General features: G+C 60.1%; 17 protein-coding genes. 6 read left to right on the top strand and 11 right to left on the bottom strand.

Features of this window, described 5'->3' with window-relative positions; all coding sequences use genetic code 11:
* Window positions 1-6: 6 nt before the first annotated feature.
* The 4 genes from Q0677_RS09120 to Q0677_RS09135 all read left to right on the top strand — a co-directional run bounded on the left by Q0677_RS09120 (window position 7) and on the right by Q0677_RS09135 (window position 3,817).
* Window positions 7-432 (top strand): hypothetical protein, encoded by a 426-nt coding sequence (locus tag Q0677_RS09120; protein ID WP_298908731.1) that lies wholly within the window; start codon window positions 7-9, stop codon window positions 430-432.
* A gap of 88 nt (window positions 433-520) precedes the next feature.
* Window positions 521-2,491: a heme lyase CcmF/NrfE family subunit gene (locus Q0677_RS09125; protein WP_298908734.1), complete on the top strand. Its 1,971-nt coding sequence runs from the start codon at window positions 521-523 to the stop codon at window positions 2,489-2,491.
* Window positions 2,488-2,946, top strand: a complete 459-nt coding sequence (locus tag Q0677_RS09130; protein WP_298908736.1) for a cytochrome c-type biogenesis protein — start codon at window positions 2,488-2,490, stop codon at window positions 2,944-2,946. Before Q0677_RS09125 ends, Q0677_RS09130 begins: the two co-directional genes overlap by 4 nt.
* Window positions 2,947-3,040: 94 nt before the next feature.
* Entirely contained in the window at window positions 3,041-3,817 is a 777-nt protein-coding gene (locus Q0677_RS09135) for an enoyl-CoA hydratase-related protein (protein WP_298908739.1), read from the top strand.
* Window positions 3,818-3,947: 130 nt separating this feature from the next.
* Here Q0677_RS09135 and gltA read toward each other — a convergent pair whose 3' ends face one another.
* Together gltA and gltX are read right to left on the bottom strand one after the other, a co-directional pair.
* Window positions 3,948-5,243, bottom strand: a complete 1,296-nt coding sequence (gene gltA / locus Q0677_RS09140) for a citrate synthase (RefSeq protein WP_298908742.1) — start codon at window positions 5,241-5,243, stop codon at window positions 3,948-3,950.
* A 55-nt stretch (window positions 5,244-5,298) separates the two neighbouring features.
* Entirely contained in the window at window positions 5,299-6,705 is a 1,407-nt protein-coding gene (gltX, locus tag Q0677_RS09145; RefSeq protein ID WP_298908745.1) for a glutamate--tRNA ligase, read from the bottom strand.
* A gap of 135 nt (window positions 6,706-6,840) precedes the next feature.
* Here gltX and Q0677_RS09150 point away from each other — a divergent pair, with 135 nt between their 5' ends.
* Window positions 6,841-8,874, top strand: a complete 2,034-nt coding sequence (locus Q0677_RS09150; protein ID WP_298908748.1) for a ComEC/Rec2 family competence protein — start codon at window positions 6,841-6,843, stop codon at window positions 8,872-8,874.
* Between the two features lie 61 nt (window positions 8,875-8,935).
* The gene (locus tag Q0677_RS09155; RefSeq protein ID WP_298908750.1) at window positions 8,936-9,898 is read left to right on the top strand and encodes a LysR family transcriptional regulator; all 963 of its coding nucleotides are present in this window, start codon (window positions 8,936-8,938) and stop codon (window positions 9,896-9,898) included.
* Between the two features lie 74 nt (window positions 9,899-9,972).
* On the opposite strand, the gene Q0677_RS09160 is transcribed toward Q0677_RS09155, so the two are convergent.
* The 9 genes from Q0677_RS09160 to Q0677_RS09200 form a co-directional block, all read right to left on the bottom strand.
* Window positions 9,973-11,211 (bottom strand): aminotransferase class I/II-fold pyridoxal phosphate-dependent enzyme, encoded by a 1,239-nt coding sequence (locus tag Q0677_RS09160; protein WP_298908753.1) that lies wholly within the window; start codon window positions 11,209-11,211, stop codon window positions 9,973-9,975.
* 224 nt (window positions 11,212-11,435) lie between these two features.
* Window positions 11,436-12,107 (bottom strand): type 1 glutamine amidotransferase, encoded by a 672-nt coding sequence (locus tag Q0677_RS09165; protein ID WP_298908756.1) that lies wholly within the window; start codon window positions 12,105-12,107, stop codon window positions 11,436-11,438.
* 90 nt (window positions 12,108-12,197) lie between these two features.
* Complete coding sequence (locus tag Q0677_RS09170) at window positions 12,198-13,004, bottom strand: ABC transporter permease subunit (RefSeq protein ID WP_282064434.1); 807 nt, start codon at window positions 13,002-13,004, stop codon at window positions 12,198-12,200.
* Window positions 13,001-13,885: an ABC transporter permease gene (locus Q0677_RS09175; RefSeq protein WP_298908762.1), complete on the bottom strand. Its 885-nt coding sequence runs from the start codon at window positions 13,883-13,885 to the stop codon at window positions 13,001-13,003. Before Q0677_RS09175 ends, Q0677_RS09170 begins: the two co-directional genes overlap by 4 nt.
* Before the next feature lie 68 nt (window positions 13,886-13,953).
* Window positions 13,954-14,667, bottom strand: a complete 714-nt coding sequence (locus tag Q0677_RS09180) for a transporter substrate-binding domain-containing protein (RefSeq protein ID WP_298908767.1) — start codon at window positions 14,665-14,667, stop codon at window positions 13,954-13,956.
* A gap of 40 nt (window positions 14,668-14,707) precedes the next feature.
* On the bottom strand, window positions 14,708-15,511 hold the full coding sequence (locus tag Q0677_RS09185) for an amino acid ABC transporter ATP-binding protein (RefSeq protein ID WP_298908770.1): 804 nt from the start codon (window positions 15,509-15,511) through the stop codon (window positions 14,708-14,710).
* Between the two features lie 228 nt (window positions 15,512-15,739).
* On the bottom strand, window positions 15,740-16,180 hold the full coding sequence (locus Q0677_RS09190; protein WP_298908773.1) for a TerB family tellurite resistance protein: 441 nt from the start codon (window positions 16,178-16,180) through the stop codon (window positions 15,740-15,742).
* A gap of 49 nt (window positions 16,181-16,229) precedes the next feature.
* Complete coding sequence (locus Q0677_RS09195) at window positions 16,230-16,523, bottom strand: DUF1330 domain-containing protein (protein WP_298908775.1); 294 nt, start codon at window positions 16,521-16,523, stop codon at window positions 16,230-16,232.
* A gap of 16 nt (window positions 16,524-16,539) precedes the next feature.
* Complete coding sequence (locus tag Q0677_RS09200) at window positions 16,540-17,241, bottom strand: hypothetical protein (protein WP_298908777.1); 702 nt, start codon at window positions 17,239-17,241, stop codon at window positions 16,540-16,542.
* Window positions 17,242-17,331: the final 90 nt, after the last annotated feature.

Consider the following 17,331-nt stretch of genomic DNA (forward strand, 5'->3'; position numbering starts at 1 on the left):
GCACAAATGAAACAAGCAGCTCTCTTAGTCGCGATATTGGCCGTTTTGCTTCAGGCCGGGTACTGGGCCATTGGATATCAGGCGATTTTCCAGATTGGCTTTGGGGCCATCACGCTTATGGGCCTGATGATCGCGCTGACGTTCCTGTGGCTCTACCTGCAGCGTGCCACCCCCTTGGCGCTGGGCATGGCCTATAGCTGGTGCGGGGCAAGTCTGGTGCTGGGGTGGTGGTGGATCTATGCCCTTTTGGGCGCGCCCGAGGCGATGACCGCCAGCGCACTGCATTTTGCGCCACTAGCTGTCTACCTGTCGGGGGCGGTTTTGCATTTCAGCGTAATTCACCGATCCTTCGGCCTGCATGGGGCGGCGTTTCTGGCACCGGTTCTGGGGGCCGTGATGTGCTCTTCCGCAATCTATTTGCTCGTTCAGTAGGTCCAGACCATACAAAAGCCCGTGACCGGGTGCCGCATCATGCGGCAAGGGCTAGTGACTGAGGCCGACTCTCTATAAAGTCCGCCGCATGATTACAGAGCTTGGACATTTTGCGCTGATCTTGGCGCTGGGCGTGGCCGTGGTGCAGACCATCGTGCCACTGATCGGGGCACATAAGGGCTGGAATAGCTGGATGGAGATGGCGGTGCCTGCGGCAACCATCCAGTTCTTGCTGATCTCCACGTCATTTCTGGCGCTGACCTATGCGTTTGTGACCTCGGACTTTTCAGTCCGATTGGTCACGCTGAACTCGCATTCGGCCAAGCCAATGCTGTATAAAATTTCAGGCGTGTGGGGGAACCACGAAGGCTCGATGCTGCTTTGGGTGCTGATCATCGCAGGCTTTGGCGCGACCGCCGCATGGTTTGGACAAAACCTGCCACGGACCCTGAAAGCGCGGGTGCTGGCAGTGCAAAGCTCGATCGCTGTGGCGTTCTTGGCCTTTATCATCTTCACCTCGAACCCGTTCCTGCGTCTGGCGCAGCCGCCCTTTGACGGGCAGGACCTGAACCCGCTGTTGCAAGACCCCGGTTTGGCCTTCCACCCGCCCTTCCTGTATCTGGGCTATGTGGGCCTTTCGATGGCCTTTTCCTTCGCCGTTGCGGCCCTGATCGAGGGCCGCATTGACGCTGCATGGGGTCGCTGGGTTCGCCCGTGGACGCTGGCCGCCTGGGTCTTCCTGACCATCGGTATCGCGCTGGGCAGCTGGTGGGCCTATTACGAGCTGGGCTGGGGCGGGTTCTGGTTCTGGGACCCGGTCGAGAACGCGTCCTTCATGCCTTGGCTCTTTGCCGCCGCGCTTCTGCATTCCGCCATTGTGGTCGAGAAACGAGAAAGCCTGAAAAGCTGGACCATCCTGCTGGCGATCCTTGCCTTTGGCTTCTCGCTGATCGGGACGTTCATCGTCCGCTCAGGCGTGATTACCTCGGTCCACGCGTTTGCTTCGGACCCCGAACGCGGCGTGTTTATCCTGTTTATCCTGCTCTTCTTCACCGGCGGTGCACTGACGTTGTTTGCCGCCCGCGCCGGCGCGATGGAGGCCAAGGGCGTCTTTGGCTTCGTCAGCCGTGAAAGCGCGCTGGTGGTGAACAACATTCTGTTGGCCGTGTCTTCCTTTGTCGTCTTCGTCGGTACCATCTGGCCCTTGGTAGGCGAGGCGTTCGACCGCAAGATCTCGGTCGGCGCGCCTTTCTTTGAGGCCGCCTTTACACCTTTCATGGTGGTGCTGGCGCTTGTGCTGCCCATTGGGGCGATGCTGCCGTGGAAGCGGGCAAAGATTGGACGCGTGGTGAAGCAACTTGTGCCCGCACTGGTGCTGTCCATTGCCATTCTTGCGCTGGTCTGGGCGATGCAGACGGGCAAGTCTGCCCTTGGGCCGATTGGCATGTTCTTGGGCACCTGGCTGGTGACTGGATCTATGACAGATATCTTCAGCCGCACGGGACGTGGAGCGCTGTCGAACCGCCTGTCGCGCCTGACCCGCCTGCCTGGTGCTGACTGGGGCAAGTTCGCCGCCCATGCGGGTCTAGGTATTACCATGATGGGGATTTCCGGCTTGATGGCTTGGGAAGTCGAAGACATCCGCGTCGCGCAGATCGGTGAGACCTTCCAAGTGGCCGAGTATGACATCACGTTGGAGCATGTTGGGCGCGAACAGGGGCCGAACTATATCTCGACAATGGCGACCATCGTTGTCTCGGAAAACAATGCCGAAATTGCTGTCCTATACCCCGAAAAACGCGTCTATCCGGTGCAGGCGATGCCCACCACCGAAGCTGCGATCTCGAACGGGTTCTGGACCGATATCTATGTGGTGATCGGCGATCCACAGGAAGGCGGCGGTTGGGCCGTGCGCACCTTTATCAAGCCGTTCGCCAACTGGATTTGGGCAGGCTCGATCATCATGGCCTTGGGCGGGATTTTCAGCCTGTTTGACCGCCGCTTCCGCGTGGCCGCTGGGGCCGCCAAGACCCGTATGGAAGGGATGCCTGCCGAATGAAACGTCTGATCGCCTTGCTGGCCGTGATGGGCTGCCTTGCGGCGCCCGCCTACGCCGTGAACCCCGACGAAGTGCTGGCGGACCCGGTGCTGGAACAGCGCGCGCGCGATATTTCATCCGACCTGAAATGCGTTGTCTGCCGAGGTGAAAACATCGACGAAAGCAACGCCTCGATTGCCCGCGATCTGCGCCTTCTGGTACGCGAGCGGTTGGGCGAAGGAGATAGCAATGAAGAGGTCGTGGACTTCATCGTCGAACGCTATGGCGAATACGTTCTGATGAAGCCCAACCGCTCGGGTGCGAACCTGATTCTTTGGGCGACCGGACCGGTTCTGTTCCTGATCGCCGCGTTGTCAGGTGTGCTCTATCTGCGCCGCCGTGCGCAATCGAAGGACGGCGCTGCCGCGTTGACGCAAGATGAAGAGGCCCGGCTGAAAGAATTGCTGGACGAATAAGGCCTGACCACAGGAAACTTCCACAAATGACGGGGCGTTCATCTTTACCTGACCGATTGGTCGGTTATATTGCGTGAAACTCCGGGAGGATGACATGATTTACGAAACGATCACATTGGACATTACGGATGGCCTGGCGGTTCTGACCTTTGACCGCGCCGACGTGATGAACGCCCTGAACACCCAGATGCGCGCCGAGATTGCGCATGCTGTGGAAGAGGCAGGTAAAAAAGCACGCGCGCTGGTCATCACCGGCTCGGGCCGTGCGTTCTGCTCGGGTCAGGACCTGGGCGACCGCGCTAATGCAGCCGAGGTCGATCTGGAACGCACCCTGCGTGACGAATACGAGCCGCTGCTGCGCGCCATCTATGACAGCCCGATCCCGACGATCTCGGCCGTGAACGGGGCTGCTGCTGGGGCAGGGGCCAACATCGCGCTGGCTGCCGATGTGGTGATCGCATCGGAAAGCGCCTTCTTCATGCAGGCCTTCTCGCGCATTGGTCTAATCCCGGATGCCGGTGGCACCTATTGGATGCCGCGTCAGATGGGGTTTGCCAAGGCGATGGGCGCCGCCCTGTTCGCTGAGAAGATGCCCGCCAAGGAAGCCGCCGATCTAGGCCTAATCTGGGAATGCGTGGCAGATGACGATTTTGAGGCCACGTGGCGCAAACGAGGCGAGCAGCTGGCGAAAGGCCCGACGCTGTCCTATCGCAACATCAAGAAAGCCATGCGCGCATCGCTGAGCAATACGCTGGACGAACAACTGGCGCTTGAGGCGAGCCTGCAGGGCGAATGCGGCAAGTCGCGTGATTTCAAGGAAGGCGTTCTGGCGTTCCTCGAGAAACGCGCGCCTCAATACGAAGGCCGCTGATCCCAAACGGATCGCGATTAGGAAGGAGCCTACGGGCTCCTTTTTTATTGGCTGATGGCCGCTTGATCGCGCTTACCATAAACGAAAAAAGCCGCCCAAAGTGGGCGGCTTTTCTCTGATATCGTACGACTTAGCGCTTTTCGACGTCTACATAGTCGCGCTCGGTGTCGCCGAGGTACAGCTGACGCGGACGGCCGATTTTCTGGCCCGGATCGCCCAGCATCTCTTTCCACTGCGAGATCCAGCCGACGGTGCGCGACAGCGCGAAGATCGGGGTGAACATCGAGGTCGGGAAGCCCATCGCCTCGAGGATGATGCCCGAATAGAAGTCAACGTTCGGGTACAGTTTCTTCTCGACGAAATATGGATCTTCCAGCGCGATGCGCTCCAGTTCCTTGGCAACTTTCAGCGTTTCGTTGTCTTCGATGCCCAGAAGGCCCAGAACCTCGTCAGCGCTTTCCTTCATGACCTTCGCACGCGGGTCGAAGTTCTTGTAGACGCGGTGACCGAAGCCCATCAGGCGGAAGGGATCGTCCTTGTCTTTGGCGCGGGCCACGTATTCCGGAATGTTGTCGACCGAGCCGATTTCACGCAGCATTTCCAGGCAGGCCTGGTTGGCGCCACCGTGGGCAGGGCCCCACAGGCAGGCGATGCCGGCAGCAATACAGGCGAACGGGTTGGCACCGGACGAACCGGCCAGACGCACGGTCGAGGTCGACGCGTTCTGCTCGTGATCGGCGTGCAGGGTGAAGATACGGTCCATGGCTTTCGACAGGATCGGGTTCACTTCGTATTCCTCTGCAGGCACGGCGAAGCACATACGCAGGAAGTTCGAGGCATAGTCCAGATCGTTCTTCGGATACACGAAGGGCTGACCGATCGAGTATTTGTACGCCATGGCGGCGATGGTCGGCAGCTTGGCGATCATGCGGATCGCAGCCACTTCGCGCTGCCACGGATCATTCACATCGGTCGAGTCGTGATAGAAGGCCGACATTGCGCCCATGACACCGGTGATGATCGCCATCGGGTGTGCATCGCGACGGAAGCCCGAGAAGAACTTGGTCATCTGCTCGTGCACCATCGTGTGACGGGTTACGCGGCTTTCGAAATCTTCCAGTTCTGTCGCCGACGGCAGTTCACCGTACAGCAGCAGATAGCAAACTTCGAGGTAATGCGACTTCTCGGCCAATTGGTCGATCGGATAGCCGCGGTACAGCAGTTCACCCTTGTCGCCATCAATATAGGTGATGGTCGAATCACAGCTCGCTGTCGAGGTGAAGCCGGGGTCATAGGTGAACACATCGCCCTGAGCATAGAGCTTGCGGATGTCGATCACGTCCGGACCGGCGGTCGGGGAGTACATGGGAAGCTCGAGTTCTTTGTCTCCGAACGAGAGCTTTGCGGTTCCGGTTTGTTCAGCCATGTATTTTCCCTTCGTGTTAGAAAGCGACCGCCCCGGTTGGCCGATCGCTTGTGCTTCAGGCGCTTGCGTCGTCTAGGCGTGCGATGGTTTCGTCACGCCCGAGAACAAGCATCATATCAAATACGCTCGGTGTTACGGCGCGTCCGGCAAGGGCTGCACGCAGGGGCGCGGCCAGTTTGCCAAATTTCGTGCCGTGGGCCTCGGCCAAACCGTTCAGGATCCCCTCAAGCGTCTCGCGGTCCCAGCTAGCATTTTGCAGCTGCGGCGTCAATTCTTTCAGTATACCACGGGATACTTCGTCAAGCGCCTTCTCGGCCTTCTCATCCCGGTCAATGGGGCGCGAAACCGTAGCAAACCTTGCTTTTTCAAGGAGTTGCGGCAAAGTTTTGGCACTGGTTTTCAGCACATACATGGCCGATGACACCAAATCAATTTGCTGCGACTGCAAAGAAATTTCGCCTGCGGCCTCCATATAGCCCTGCAAGGCGGCCAGAACGTCCGCATCCTCCATCGCGGCCAGATGTTGACCGGACAGGTTATCAAGCTTTATGAAGTCGAACCGGGCGGGGCTTTTGCCGATGCCCGACAGGTCGAACCACTCCAGTGCTTGCGCGTCCGAGAAGAACTCGTCATCGCCGTGGCTCCAACCCAGGCGGGCCAGATAGTTACGCATCGCCTGCGCGGGGTATCCCATGGCCTGATATTCTTCGACTCCCAGCGCCCCGTGGCGCTTGGACAGCTTCTTGCCATCGGGGCCGTGGATCAGCGGGATGTGGGCCCAAACGGGCAGATCCCAGCCCATCGCCTGATAGACAATCGTCTGGCGCGCGGCATTGTTCAGGTGGTCATCCCCCCGGATCACATGGGTTACGCCCATGTCATGGTCATCAACAACAACGGCCAGCATGTAGGTGGGTGTGCCATCCGAACGTAAACAAATCATGTCGTCCAGCTGGTCGTTACGGATGGTGACATCACCCTGCACCTCGTCGCGGATCACCGTCACGCCCTCGCGCGGGGCTTTCAGGCGGATCACGTAAGGCGCGTCCGGGTGGGTCGCGGGATCAGCATCGCGCCACGGGCTTTGATAGAGGGTCGAGCGGCCCTCGGCCCGGGCTTCCTCGCGGAAGGCCTGAATTTCGTCTTGCGTGGCGAAGCATTTGTAGGCGTGGCCGTTTGCCAGCATCTCGCGGGCGACCTCGGCGTGACGGTCAGCGCGGTCAAACTGGCTGACAACCTCTCCGTCATGGTCCAGACCCAGCCATGCCATGCCCTTCAGGATGGCCTCGGTTGCCTCGGGGGTAGAGCGCGCGCGGTCCGTATCCTCGATCCGCAACAGGAACTTACCGCCACGGCCACGGGCATAGAGCCAGTTGAACAGCGCTGTGCGGGCACCGCCGATATGCAGATAACCGGTGGGCGAGGGGGCGAAACGGGTGACAATCTGGGGCGTCTGAGACATCGGTCATTAACCTTTTGGAAACCATGTGCGCGGTACGCAGAGGAGGTGGCATTTCAGGGAAAGCCTGAAACCAAGTTTTGTTGAGATGCTTTTAACAAAAGGAAGGTTTTGAACAAGGGTGCGGTCGTGAATCTCTTGTCTCGTATCGAAGAAGAACGCGGACGGTTCCTGATCTGGGCGCCGTTGTTCTTTGGTACGGGCATTGGGCTTTACTTCGTGCCACTGCGCGAACCGGATATTGCGACCTATACTGGGCTTGCCGTTTTGGGGCTGATTTGCGCAGGCATCGCGTGGCGTTGGCCGTGGGGGATCGGGCCACTGGCACGCGCCGTGATCTGCGTGGCGCTTGGCTTCGGCGTTGCCGGTGCGCGCGCCCATTGGGTGGCAGGGCCGGTGCTGGACTTTCGATATTACGGCCCTATCGAGGGGCGGATCATCGCGATGGACCGCTCGCAATCGGACGCGGTGCGTCTGACTTTAGATCAGGTGCGGCTCAATGATGTGAATCCCGCGAAGCTTCCGGACCGGGTGCGGGTCTCGCTGCATGGGGAGCAGGGATATCTGTCCCCGGCCATTGGGCAGCGCATTGCCCTGACAGGGCACCTGTCCGGTCCTAATGGCCCGGTTGAACCCGGCGGCTTTGATTTCCAGCGCATGGCGTGGTTTCGCGGGATCGGCGCGGTGGGCTATACGCGCAGTCCTGCACTACTTCTGTCCCCGCCCACAGGCGAGCTGTCGCTGACAATCGGGCGGCTTCGTCAGGCGATTGCTATGCGGGTGCGCGAGGTGCTGCCCGGGGAAAGCGGGGCCTTTGCGGCGACGATTACTACAGGAGATCGTTCGTCGATGGATCGCGCCACGATCGACGCGCTGCGCGGATCGAACCTTGCGCATCTACTGGCGATCTCGGGCCTGCATATGGGGCTGCTGACAGGTTTTGTCTTTCAAGCCATGCGCCTTCTAATGGGACTTTGGCCCAGAATAGCCCTGAACTTTCCAGTGAAGAAGCTCGCCGCGGTGACTGCCATTGCCGCCGGGGTGTTCTATCTGGCGCTGTCCGGTGGCGCGGTCGCGACCACGCGGGCCTTCATCATGGTGACGACCATGTTCGTCGCAATCTTGTTCGATCGGCGTGCCCTGACCCTGCGCGCGGTTGCCATGGCGGCGATGATCGTCTTGATCTTGACGCCCGAAGCCTTGGTCGAGCCGGGGTTCCAGATGTCCTTTGCCGCGACCACCGCGCTGGTTTCGGTGTTCGCCTGGATCCGAGACCGATCACGCGATGGGGCGTCCCGGCGCTTGCCCGATTGGCTGCGGCCCGTTGTGACGGTGGTCATTTCCTCGGCCGTGGCGGGATTGGCAACGGCCCCTATTGGAGCGGCGCATTTCAATCAGGTTAGTCACTACGGCTTGGTCGCCAACCTTCTAAGCGTGCCTATCATGGGGGCCGTGATCATGCCGCTAGCGGTGATGGCCGCCTTGCTTGCCGTCGTGCGCCTTGAAGCGGTGGCGTTGTGGCTCATGGACTGGCCCATCCGCTGGATCCTATGGGTGGCGGACACAGTTTCGTCGCTAGATGGGGCGATCGGGAAGGTGCCGGCACCTCCCGGATACATTCTGCCCTTGCTCGCCGTGACGGGAATTGCCTTCGTCTTAATACGCGGGCAGGAAAAGTGGATTGCGATCTTGCCAACGGTGGTGGCATTCGCTGGCTGGGCTGCGGTCGAACGCCCGCCAGTTCTGATCAGTTCCTCAGGCGGATTGCTCGGCGTGATGACCAGTGAAGGCCGCGCACTTTCAAAAGCACGAGGGGAAGGCTTTGCCGCGCGATCTTGGCTGGAGAATGACGGCGATGTCGCGACGCAGCAAATCGCCTTCGAGCGCCCAGGGTTCGGCGGGCAGAAGGGGCAACGACAGGTCAACCTGTCAGGGCTATCGATATTGCATTTAACAGGGCGCGGGGCCGAAGACCGCTTGATTGAGGCTTGCACCACTGCCGATCTGGTTGTTCTGGCGGCCTGGCGGGATGGGCCGGTCCCGAAGGGGTGTGCTTTGCTGGATCGCAAAGCGCTTGTGCAGAGCGGCGCAGTGGCGGTGTATCTTGAGGCAGACGGGTGGTCAATTGCGCCATCGCGCCCGGAAAACCTCTCGCGGCTTTGGACCCGTTAAGCGGGATTGGATGTTGCTCGGTCCCGGCTTTGCCCATAGCTTCTGAGCAAAGGAGAGCGATATGGTTGAAACTGCCGGGCGTATCACACTTTGGGGTGTCGAGGTGTTCGTTGCCATTGCCGATGAACGCTCGATCTCGGTGGCTGCACGGCGCTTGGGTGTCAGCCCGTCCTCCGTTAGCCAACAGCTTACGAACCTTGAAGCCGCGCTGGGCACGAGCCTTTTGGACCGATCTGCACGGCCTGTGTCGTTGACTGCCGCTGGGTCTTTGTTTCTTAAACGCGCGCAGGCCATTCTGAACGAAGCTGAACAAGCGAAGGCCGAGCTGACGCTGGGGGCGATGTCCCAGCTTTCACGCCTGCGACTTGGGATGATCGAAGATTTCGACGCAGACGTCACCCCGCGCCTGCTGTCCGAGGTCGCGGGGCAGTTGCACTCCACGCGGTTCCTGTTGGAAACCGGCGCCTCGCACCGGTTGCACGATCAGTTGGACGCGCGGGCGTTGGACGTGATTGTGGCGGCAGATACGGGAGCTTCTGCGCCGTGGATGGAGGTGCATTCCCTGTTGGAAGAGCCATTTGTTGCCGCAGTGCCCAAGGGGCTGATTGGGGATCGTGATCCGCGCGACGTGCTGAAGGACCTTCCACTGGTGCAGTATACGGCGCGTCACCATATGGGCCGGGTGATTTCCGACAATCTGGCGCGGCAGAACCTGAAGCTGGATAACCGGTTCGAGCTGGACAGCTATCACGCGATCATGGCGATGGTGGCAGGTGGGGCCGGGTGGACGATCATTACGCCACTGGGATTCCTGCGCGCCCACCGCTTCAAGGATGCCGCGGATCTGATAGAGTTGCCCTTTGCCCCGTTCACACGACGTATCAATCTTGTCGCACGCGCAGATATGCTGGGAGATTTGCCGCGGGATCTGGCGGCGCAGTGCCGAATGCTTTTGGACACGCTGATCGTCGAGCCTGCGGTGCGCGACTATCCGTGGCTGAAGGGCACGCTTCGAGTATTGTAAGGGGGAGGGGCGTTGCCCCTCTGCGCTGTGCGCATTCACCCCAAGGTATTTAAGACAAGAAAATGAGTGCTTTTCTAGGCTGCGGTTTCCGCTTTCTGGGCTTTGACCTCGGCGATGGCGCCCACGATGGCGTCGGCGATGAAGTCCAGCTCGGGTGGGGTCAGGCGCACAGGTAGGCGGGTGTCGCAGGCGCGTGACAGCATCGCGCGGGTTTGCGGCAGCGGGCCTTGGTCGTCGATGAACTGCCAATTCCAGAAGGCGCGGGCGTTGTCTTCGCTTTTGCCGAACACCTGAACACCGACGCCGCGCGCTTTGGCAGCTGCTTGAAAGGCGATGGTTTCTTCGTCGCTGACATTGTCCAGGTTGAACTGGATCGAATCCGGCGCGCGGGTTTCCGGGGCTAGCGGCGCGGGGACCGTGATCCATGGGCTTTTTTCCAGCTTGGCCGCCACATAGTCGTGGTTGCGCAGGCCGTCCGTCACGCGGCGCTCAAGCTCGGGAATTTGCGGGCGGATGACGGCGGCGGACAGGTTCGACAGGCGCGTGTTGTAAAGCGGTAGCTGGTTCTGCCAGCGCGCAAATGCATCCGCCAGATCGGTCGAGTTTTCGCCACGCGGCGTTTTGTGTTTCTTCCAGTTATGCTCGTAAGCGCCGGACATAATGACGGCACGCGCTGCCAGATCAGCGTCATCGGTGATCAGGATGCCCCCTTCGCCCGCGTTCAGCATCTTGTAGGACTGGAACGAGAAACAGCCGATCTTACCAATCGTGCCGATCTTGCGTCCATGCCACAGGGTGCCAAGCGAATGGGCGGCATCTTCGATCACGGGGATTTCTGCGGCATCACAAAGCTGCATGATCGCATCCATGTCCGAGGTGTGCCCACGCATGTGGCTGATGATCACCGCGCCCACATCCGGGGTCAGTTTGGCGGCAAAATCGTCCATGTCGATGCGATAGTTGTCCTGTACGTCCACCAGCACCGGCTTGCACTCGGCATGCACGACCGAGCTGGGCACGGCGGCAAAGGTGAAGGCGGGGAGAAGGACCTTGGTGTCACGCGGTAGGTTCAAGGCTTTCAAAGACAGAAACAGCGCGGCCGAGCAGCTGGCCACGGCCAGTGCGTATTTCGCACCCATCATTTCGGCGAACTCGGCCTCCAGAAGAGCGACGGGCGCGTCCTCTGGGGCGGTGTAGCGGAACAGGTCGCCTGATTGTAGCAGCCGGTCGATCTCGGCGCGGGCGGCTTCGGGGATGGGTTCGGCGTCATGGACGTTCGGGGCGGCGGGTGCTGCGGTCTGGTCCAGGGTCATGCTGTCTCCTCTTTCGAGCGTGGCCTTTTCGGCTTTTTCGAAAACTCATTTCGGAAAATATAAAAGAGTGAGGTGAGTCTGGCCAGAAGTTTTCCTGACTTCGACGCGGCGAAATTTTCTGATCTGTCGCGTGGACGTTACGAAGCTGCGGGGTGGAGACGCCCAAAAACGCGAAAAGCCGCGTTGGGGGTAACGCGGCTTTCAATGTGTTTCGGGGCTCTGGGTTAGCGTTTCAGAACGGCGGCCATCTGTTCGGCAAACATGGCGTTGTCTGTTCCGGTGTCCAGCGCGTCTTCCGCGGCATCCAGCAGCGCGTCAGGGACATTGCCGCGCCCACGATGTTCGATCAGACCCGCGACAAGCGGGGCCGTGAACTCGGGGTGGGGCTGGATGGTCAGGATCTTGTCGCCGATCATCATGGCCGCATTGGCGCAGAAATCGGTCGAGGCGATGATCTCGGCCCCTTCAGGCGCGTCGATCACTTGGTCCTGATGCCACGCGTTTAAGGCCAGCTTCTGATCGCCGAAATCATACTCTGTCCGGCCAATCGACCAACCACCGTCGAATTTTTCAACCTTCCCACCAAGCGCTTGGGCGATGATCTGGTGGCCGAAGCAGACGCCGACTAGCGGCTGACCCGCATCGCGAATGTCGCGGATCAGATCTTCCAGCGGCGGGATCCAGTCGTGATCCTCGTAAACGCCATGTTTCGAACCGGTGATCAGCCAGCCATCCGCGTCGTCCGTGCCCGCAGGAAACTCGCCATCCACGACCGAGAAGATCTGGAAGTCGAACCCATGCCCATCCAACAGGCGGGTGAACATCTCGCCATAATCTCCGACGCTGTCGCGCAGTTCGTCGGGGGAATGGCCTGCTTGCAGAATGCCGATTTTCATGTGCTACCCAAATTTGATCAAATTATCGTGCAGTCATACATGACCTACCCGAGCCGTGACGCCGGGGCAAGAGCAATTTTGCGTGAATGATCAGCGAAACAAGGTGCGCATGAAGCTGGGGCGACGGACCACAGCCTGCGGAAGGTGCCGGTTCAGGCGCTTGCCGATGCGGCCAAAGATCGTGATGACAGCGAGCGTCAGCAGGATGAAATAGAAGGCCAGGATCGGATAGGGGATGAACGGGTTGAACGTCTTGTCCGCGAAATAGCTGGCATAATACAGCGCGTCGCCGCGTTGCTGCCAAACCGGAAAGCCCGAGAAATAGACCAGCGCCGTGGCGTGGAACAGGAAGATTGCTTCATTCGTATAGGCAGGCCATGCCAGACGCATCATCGACGGCCATATGATCCGCTTGAACCGGGTCCAGCCGGTGATGCCATAGGCGTCGGCGGCTTCAAGATCGCCTTTCGGGATGGACTGTAGCGCGCCAAAGAAGATCTCGGCCGAATAGGCGGTGGTGTTCAGGAACAAGACGATCGCCGCGCCCAGCCACGCCGAGGTTAGCAGCGAAAAGCCCGGGACGCTCTGCTTGATCGACAGGAACACCGCATAGGCGAAGAACATTTGGATGAACAAGGGCGAGCCGCGGAACACGTAGATGAAGAACTCGGCCGGTTTGCGCACGCGGGCCGAGCTGCTGTTCTTGGCCAGTGCCAACCCGGTAGCGGCGAAGAAGCCAAACAGGATGGCGATCAGGCCGAAATAGATGTTCCAGATCATGCCCGAGCCGATCAGCGTGAAATGCTCGCACAGCGTATAGTCGTCGCGCGGTAGCAGGCGTTCGCCAAAGCCGATCGAGCGGAAAGCGTAGTCTTGGATGGTCTGAACGCAGCTCATGTCGCGGCCTTCCGTTGCGCTTCACCGGCGGCAGTGGCCTGTCCGTGGGACAGACGCAGGGATAGCCGCTTATACACGCGCTCGCTGATCGAGGTGAGCATCAGGTAGAAGACCAGAAGGCCCCCGAAATAATAGGCGTTCCAGTTTCCATGCGGATAGTCCGAGAACCTAGCGGTCTTGGTCGCCCCAAGCTCGCGCGCCCAATAGACGATGTCTTCGACGCCCAGAAGGAACAGCAGCGGCGTGGCCTTGATCAGGATCATCCACAGGTTCGACAGGCCGGGCAGGGCGTAGACCCACATTTGTGGGACCATGATGCGCCAGAAGGTCTGGCGGGGCGACATGCCATAGGCCTCAGCGGTTTCAAGCTGCGCGCGGGGGACGGCTTTCATCGCACCGAACAGAACGTTGGCGGCGAAGGCGCCAAAGACGATGGCGAAGGTCAGCACGGCCAGCGCGAAGCCATAGGTCTCGTGCACCCATTGTGGGCTGGTCGACAGGGGCAGTTTGGCCTGCGCACAGACCACAAAGTCATTGCCCTGACGGATCGGCTCGGACCAGTCCGAGCATTTCACCTTGTGGCGCAGATACTCAAACCCCTGATCCAGCGCGATCACGAAGAACATGAAGAACGCGATGTCAGGAACGCCCCGCACGATGGCGGTATACGACTTGCCCAGAAGACTGATTGGCCAGATGCGCGAGCGGGCGGCGGTTGCGCCTGCAAAGCCAAACATCAACGCCACCGGCGCGGTGATTGCCAACAGCACCAAGACAATCCCGAAGGATTGATAGAACGCCATGTGCTTGCCTGTGGTCAGGTAGCAGCTGAGCCAGCTAAAGCCCTCGAGCGTGGAAGGATCGGTGCAGTAGGAAAACATCGCGTGTGCAGTTTATCCGTTAGAAAAGCTAGGCCCGCGCGCATTTGCACACGGGCCCGGCCATTACATTACCACTGAGAAGAAACTTCCCATTTGGCGATCATGGTGTTCAGCGTGCCGTCGTCTTTCATCGACTGGATGGCTGCGTCGAACTTGGCGCGCAGGTCGCCGTCGCTTTCACGGATCCCCATGCCAACGCCGCCGCCAATGGCTTCCATGCGTTCCAGCATCACCAGGCCGTCAGCGCCAACCATGGTGTCCAGGAAGGATTTGTCGGCCAGAACCGCGTCAGCTTCGCCGTTCTTCACAGCAGCAACAGTTTCTTCCGGGGTTGCGAATTCAACCAGGGTCCAGCCCTGTTCAGCCACGAAAGCAGCCTGAATGGTGGTGGCCTGTGCGGCAACCACGCCTGCCGACGGGTCTACGTCAGCCGACATAGCAGCGTAAGCCGAGGGATCTGGCGGGGTGTAGGGCTGGGTGAAGTCGATGACTTCGTCACGCTCGTCGGTGATCGACATGCCAGCGATGATGGCGTCATAGTTGCCCGACACGAGGTTCGGAATGATGGTGTCCCATTCGTTCTTCACCCACTCGCAGGTCAGCTCGGCGCGCTTGCACAGCTCGTCGCCCAGCTCGCGCTCGAAGCCGTCGATTTCGCCGGCGTCATTCACGAAGTTCCACGGTGCATAGGCACCCTCGGTGCCAAGGCGCACGGTGTCCGCGGCCATGGCGAAGCTAGCCGTCAGGGCCAGTGCCGCCGTTGAGACGATCAGTTTTTTCATGATTTACTCCCAGGTTACTTTTATTGGTTAGAAATTGGTCTCACACAGGGTGCGAGTGAGACAGGAATTGCTTCAGACGCTCGCTTTTTGGGTTGCCGAACAGCTCAGAGGGCGCGCCTTCTTCTTCGATTAGACCTTGATGCAGGAACACCACATGGTCCGAAACATCATGGGCCATGCGCATGTCATGGGTCACGATAATCATGGTGCGGCCCTCGGCGGCCAGATCTTTGATGACCTTAACCACTTCCTGTTCCAGCTCCGGATCCAGCGCAGATGTGGGTTCGTCAAACAGCAGCGCCTTGGGCTCCATGCACAACGCGCGGGCGATCGCGGCGCGCTGTTGTTGGCCACCCGACAGCTGGGCAGGCCAGACGTCGCATTTGTCGCCAATTCCGACCTTTGCCAAATACTCGCGGGCTTTTTCTTCAACCTCGGCCTTGTCGCGGCCAAGAACGGTGACGGGGGCCTCCATCACGTTTTGCAAAATGGTCATGTGGGACCACAGATTGAACTGCTGGAACACCATCGACAGGTTGGTGCGGATGCGTGTGACCTGCGCGCGATCGGCGGGGTGACGGTTTAGCCCCTGGCCCTTCCACTTGATCGGCTCGCCTTCAAAACGGATGTCGCCCTGCTGGCTTTCTTCCAGCAGGTTGGCGCAGCGCAGAAGGGTGGATTTGCCCGACCCGGACGACCCGATCAGCGACACGACGTGCCCGCGGGGCGCCACCAGATCAACGCCTTTCAGCACCTCCAACGCGCCATAGCTTTTGTGCAGGTCGCGGATTTCGATTACCGGCAGAGTGTCGGTAGGGGTCTGGTCAGAGTTATCGCGAGGCACAGGCGGTTCCGGTTTAAAACAAGGTTTTGTGGTGCACGAGTAGGGAGCAATTTCATACGGATTGCAACGGCGAAATGACGGGGAAGTTACGTAAATCCGGGTGGATGGTCGGTTCGCGCTGCAAAATGTCGGTTTGTGTCACGGGGATCAACACCGGGTAGAGCGCACGCGTTTTGGCGCAGAGCTGCGCGCTCTGCGGGGAATCATGTTCTGAAGGGGTAGGAGGGGCTACAGCGCCTTTGCGGCCCGCTGGCGTGCGAGGTTGCTGTCCAAGTCACTGATGCCCAGAAACCGAGGGATCATCCGCATCAGCGCATCCTCTTCCGAGGCGCGTTCTCCGTCTGTCAGGACAACCGACCAAGCGGCTTCCAGGATGGCAATGCGATCCTCCAACGGCACAGCATCCTTCACGGCGTTGGTAAACCGAACCGTGTCGGGGGCGGTCGCTTCCAACGCTTCAGCCTCGGCGCGCAACGCTGCCGCATCCGCATCGGACAGGCCGTGCCGTTGCGCCAAAATCCGGTCAATCGCGCGCTTTTCATCGGCGTCATAGTCGTGATCCGCCCGCGCAAGTCGCACAAGAATGGCCGCGACGGCCAGTCGGGCATCCCCATCCTGAAGCGGCTGGGGGGCGGGTTGTGTCAATCTGTCCAGAAGCGATTTCAGCATATGTTTAATGTGGGCATGGCGTAGAAAATGCCAAGCCCACGCCTTTCACTTATCCGTCATAGCCTTCGATGATGATCAGATCCGCCACAGACACCGGGTCGCGGAACGCTTTGGCGGCTTGATAGATGTCGCTGTTGTAGCAGTCGACGGCGTCTTGGTAGCTGGGAAACTCGATCACGACATTGCGCGAACGCGACTGCCCTTCGACGGATTCAAATTTTCCGCCCCGGATCAGGAAACGAGCGCCATAGGCCTCGAACGCTGCGCCATTGGCTTTGACATAGTCCTGATAACGCTCAAGGTCGTCCACATCGACGCGACCGATCCAATATCCTTTGGCCATTCCTGCCCCCTGTTCTTCAGTTGGACAGACTGTCCAGCGAATAGCGGATGTCGTCAATCGCAATTCCGCCGGGATCCTGATGGGTGAGGGTGATTGCCGTGATCGGCGCGGTGCTGAGGAACCCAAAGCTTTGCACGCCATGCGCGGGCGTCAGCGTTTCCATGTGGATCAGAGCGGCGTCCGCGTCGTAGAAGCTTAGCCACACCGGGCCGGGGGCTGGGCGGCTACCCAGCGGATCGGCATAGTCCAAATGCAAGCGTAGGGCGAAGGACTGGATCGGAGCGCTAAAGCTGATCGCCACACTGCCTTCCCCGCGGCCTGAGCGCTGGGCGAATCCGTTCGGTCCCAAAGGGAATGCCGCATTCGACCCAAAACCCGCGTGGAAGGCGATGGCCAGAGGCGGGCTTGTCGGGGGCTGCGTCACGCGCGCAGGGGGCGCCGGCACGCCACCCAGCACGGTGAATGTACCGCTAGCGCCAATTCTCTGCCCGACAAGTGTGGCCCCCAAAGTGGCTCCGGGGGCGTGGATTGCACCGGCAATGGCTTGGCCCGGTTCGGGCAGGACGAGGAAGCTCTCGAAATCAATCACGCCGGAGGTGGTTTGGGCGACAAGGTCGTAGGGGACGGGGGTGATGGCGTCTGCCAGCGCGGGCGCGGTGTTCAGACAGAACGCGCAAAGCGCCAGAAAGGGGATTGGGGGGCTTTGGGATAGCGGCACAGCGGGTCCTTCACGGTCCCCGAAATCCTAAAACGTGGACCCGGCAAAGAAAAGGGCGGGGAAAACCCCGCCCGTATCCGAATCTCTATG

The organism is uncultured Aliiroseovarius sp. (genome assembly GCF_947492455.1).
GTDB lineage: Bacteria > Pseudomonadota > Alphaproteobacteria > Rhodobacterales > Rhodobacteraceae > Aliiroseovarius.

Bases quoted from the DNA above. Each gene is read 5' to 3' on its own strand.
- Q0677_RS09160 (WP_298908753.1), bottom strand. From the start codon at position 11,211: ATGACCCTGGACCAGACCGCAGCACCCGCCGCCCCGAACGTCCATGAC.
- Q0677_RS09125 (WP_298908734.1), top strand. From the start codon at position 521: ATGATTACAGAGCTTGGACATTTTGCGCTGATCTTGGCGCTGGGCGTG.
- Q0677_RS09130 (WP_298908736.1), top strand. From the start codon at position 2,488: ATGAAACGTCTGATCGCCTTGCTGGCCGTGATGGGCTGCCTTGCGGCG.
- Q0677_RS09120 (WP_298908731.1), top strand. From the start codon at position 7: ATGAAACAAGCAGCTCTCTTAGTCGCGATATTGGCCGTTTTGCTTCAG.
- Q0677_RS09135 (WP_298908739.1), top strand. From the start codon at position 3,041: ATGATTTACGAAACGATCACATTGGACATTACGGATGGCCTGGCGGTT.
- gltX (WP_298908745.1), bottom strand. From the start codon at position 6,705: ATGTCTCAGACGCCCCAGATTGTCACCCGTTTCGCCCCCTCGCCCACC.
- Q0677_RS09170 (WP_282064434.1), bottom strand. From the start codon at position 13,004: ATGAGCTGCGTTCAGACCATCCAAGACTACGCTTTCCGCTCGATCGGC.
- Q0677_RS09165 (WP_298908756.1), bottom strand. From the start codon at position 12,107: ATGAAAATCGGCATTCTGCAAGCAGGCCATTCCCCCGACGAACTGCGC.
- Q0677_RS09175 (WP_298908762.1), bottom strand. From the start codon at position 13,885: ATGTTTTCCTACTGCACCGATCCTTCCACGCTCGAGGGCTTTAGCTGG.
- Q0677_RS09195 (WP_298908775.1), bottom strand. From the start codon at position 16,523: ATGGCCAAAGGATATTGGATCGGTCGCGTCGATGTGGACGACCTTGAG.
- Q0677_RS09155 (WP_298908750.1), top strand. From the start codon at position 8,936: ATGGTTGAAACTGCCGGGCGTATCACACTTTGGGGTGTCGAGGTGTTC.
- Q0677_RS09180 (WP_298908767.1), bottom strand. From the start codon at position 14,667: ATGAAAAAACTGATCGTCTCAACGGCGGCACTGGCCCTGACGGCTAGC.
- gltA (WP_298908742.1), bottom strand. From the start codon at position 5,243: ATGGCTGAACAAACCGGAACCGCAAAGCTCTCGTTCGGAGACAAAGAA.
- Q0677_RS09190 (WP_298908773.1), bottom strand. From the start codon at position 16,180: ATGCTGAAATCGCTTCTGGACAGATTGACACAACCCGCCCCCCAGCCG.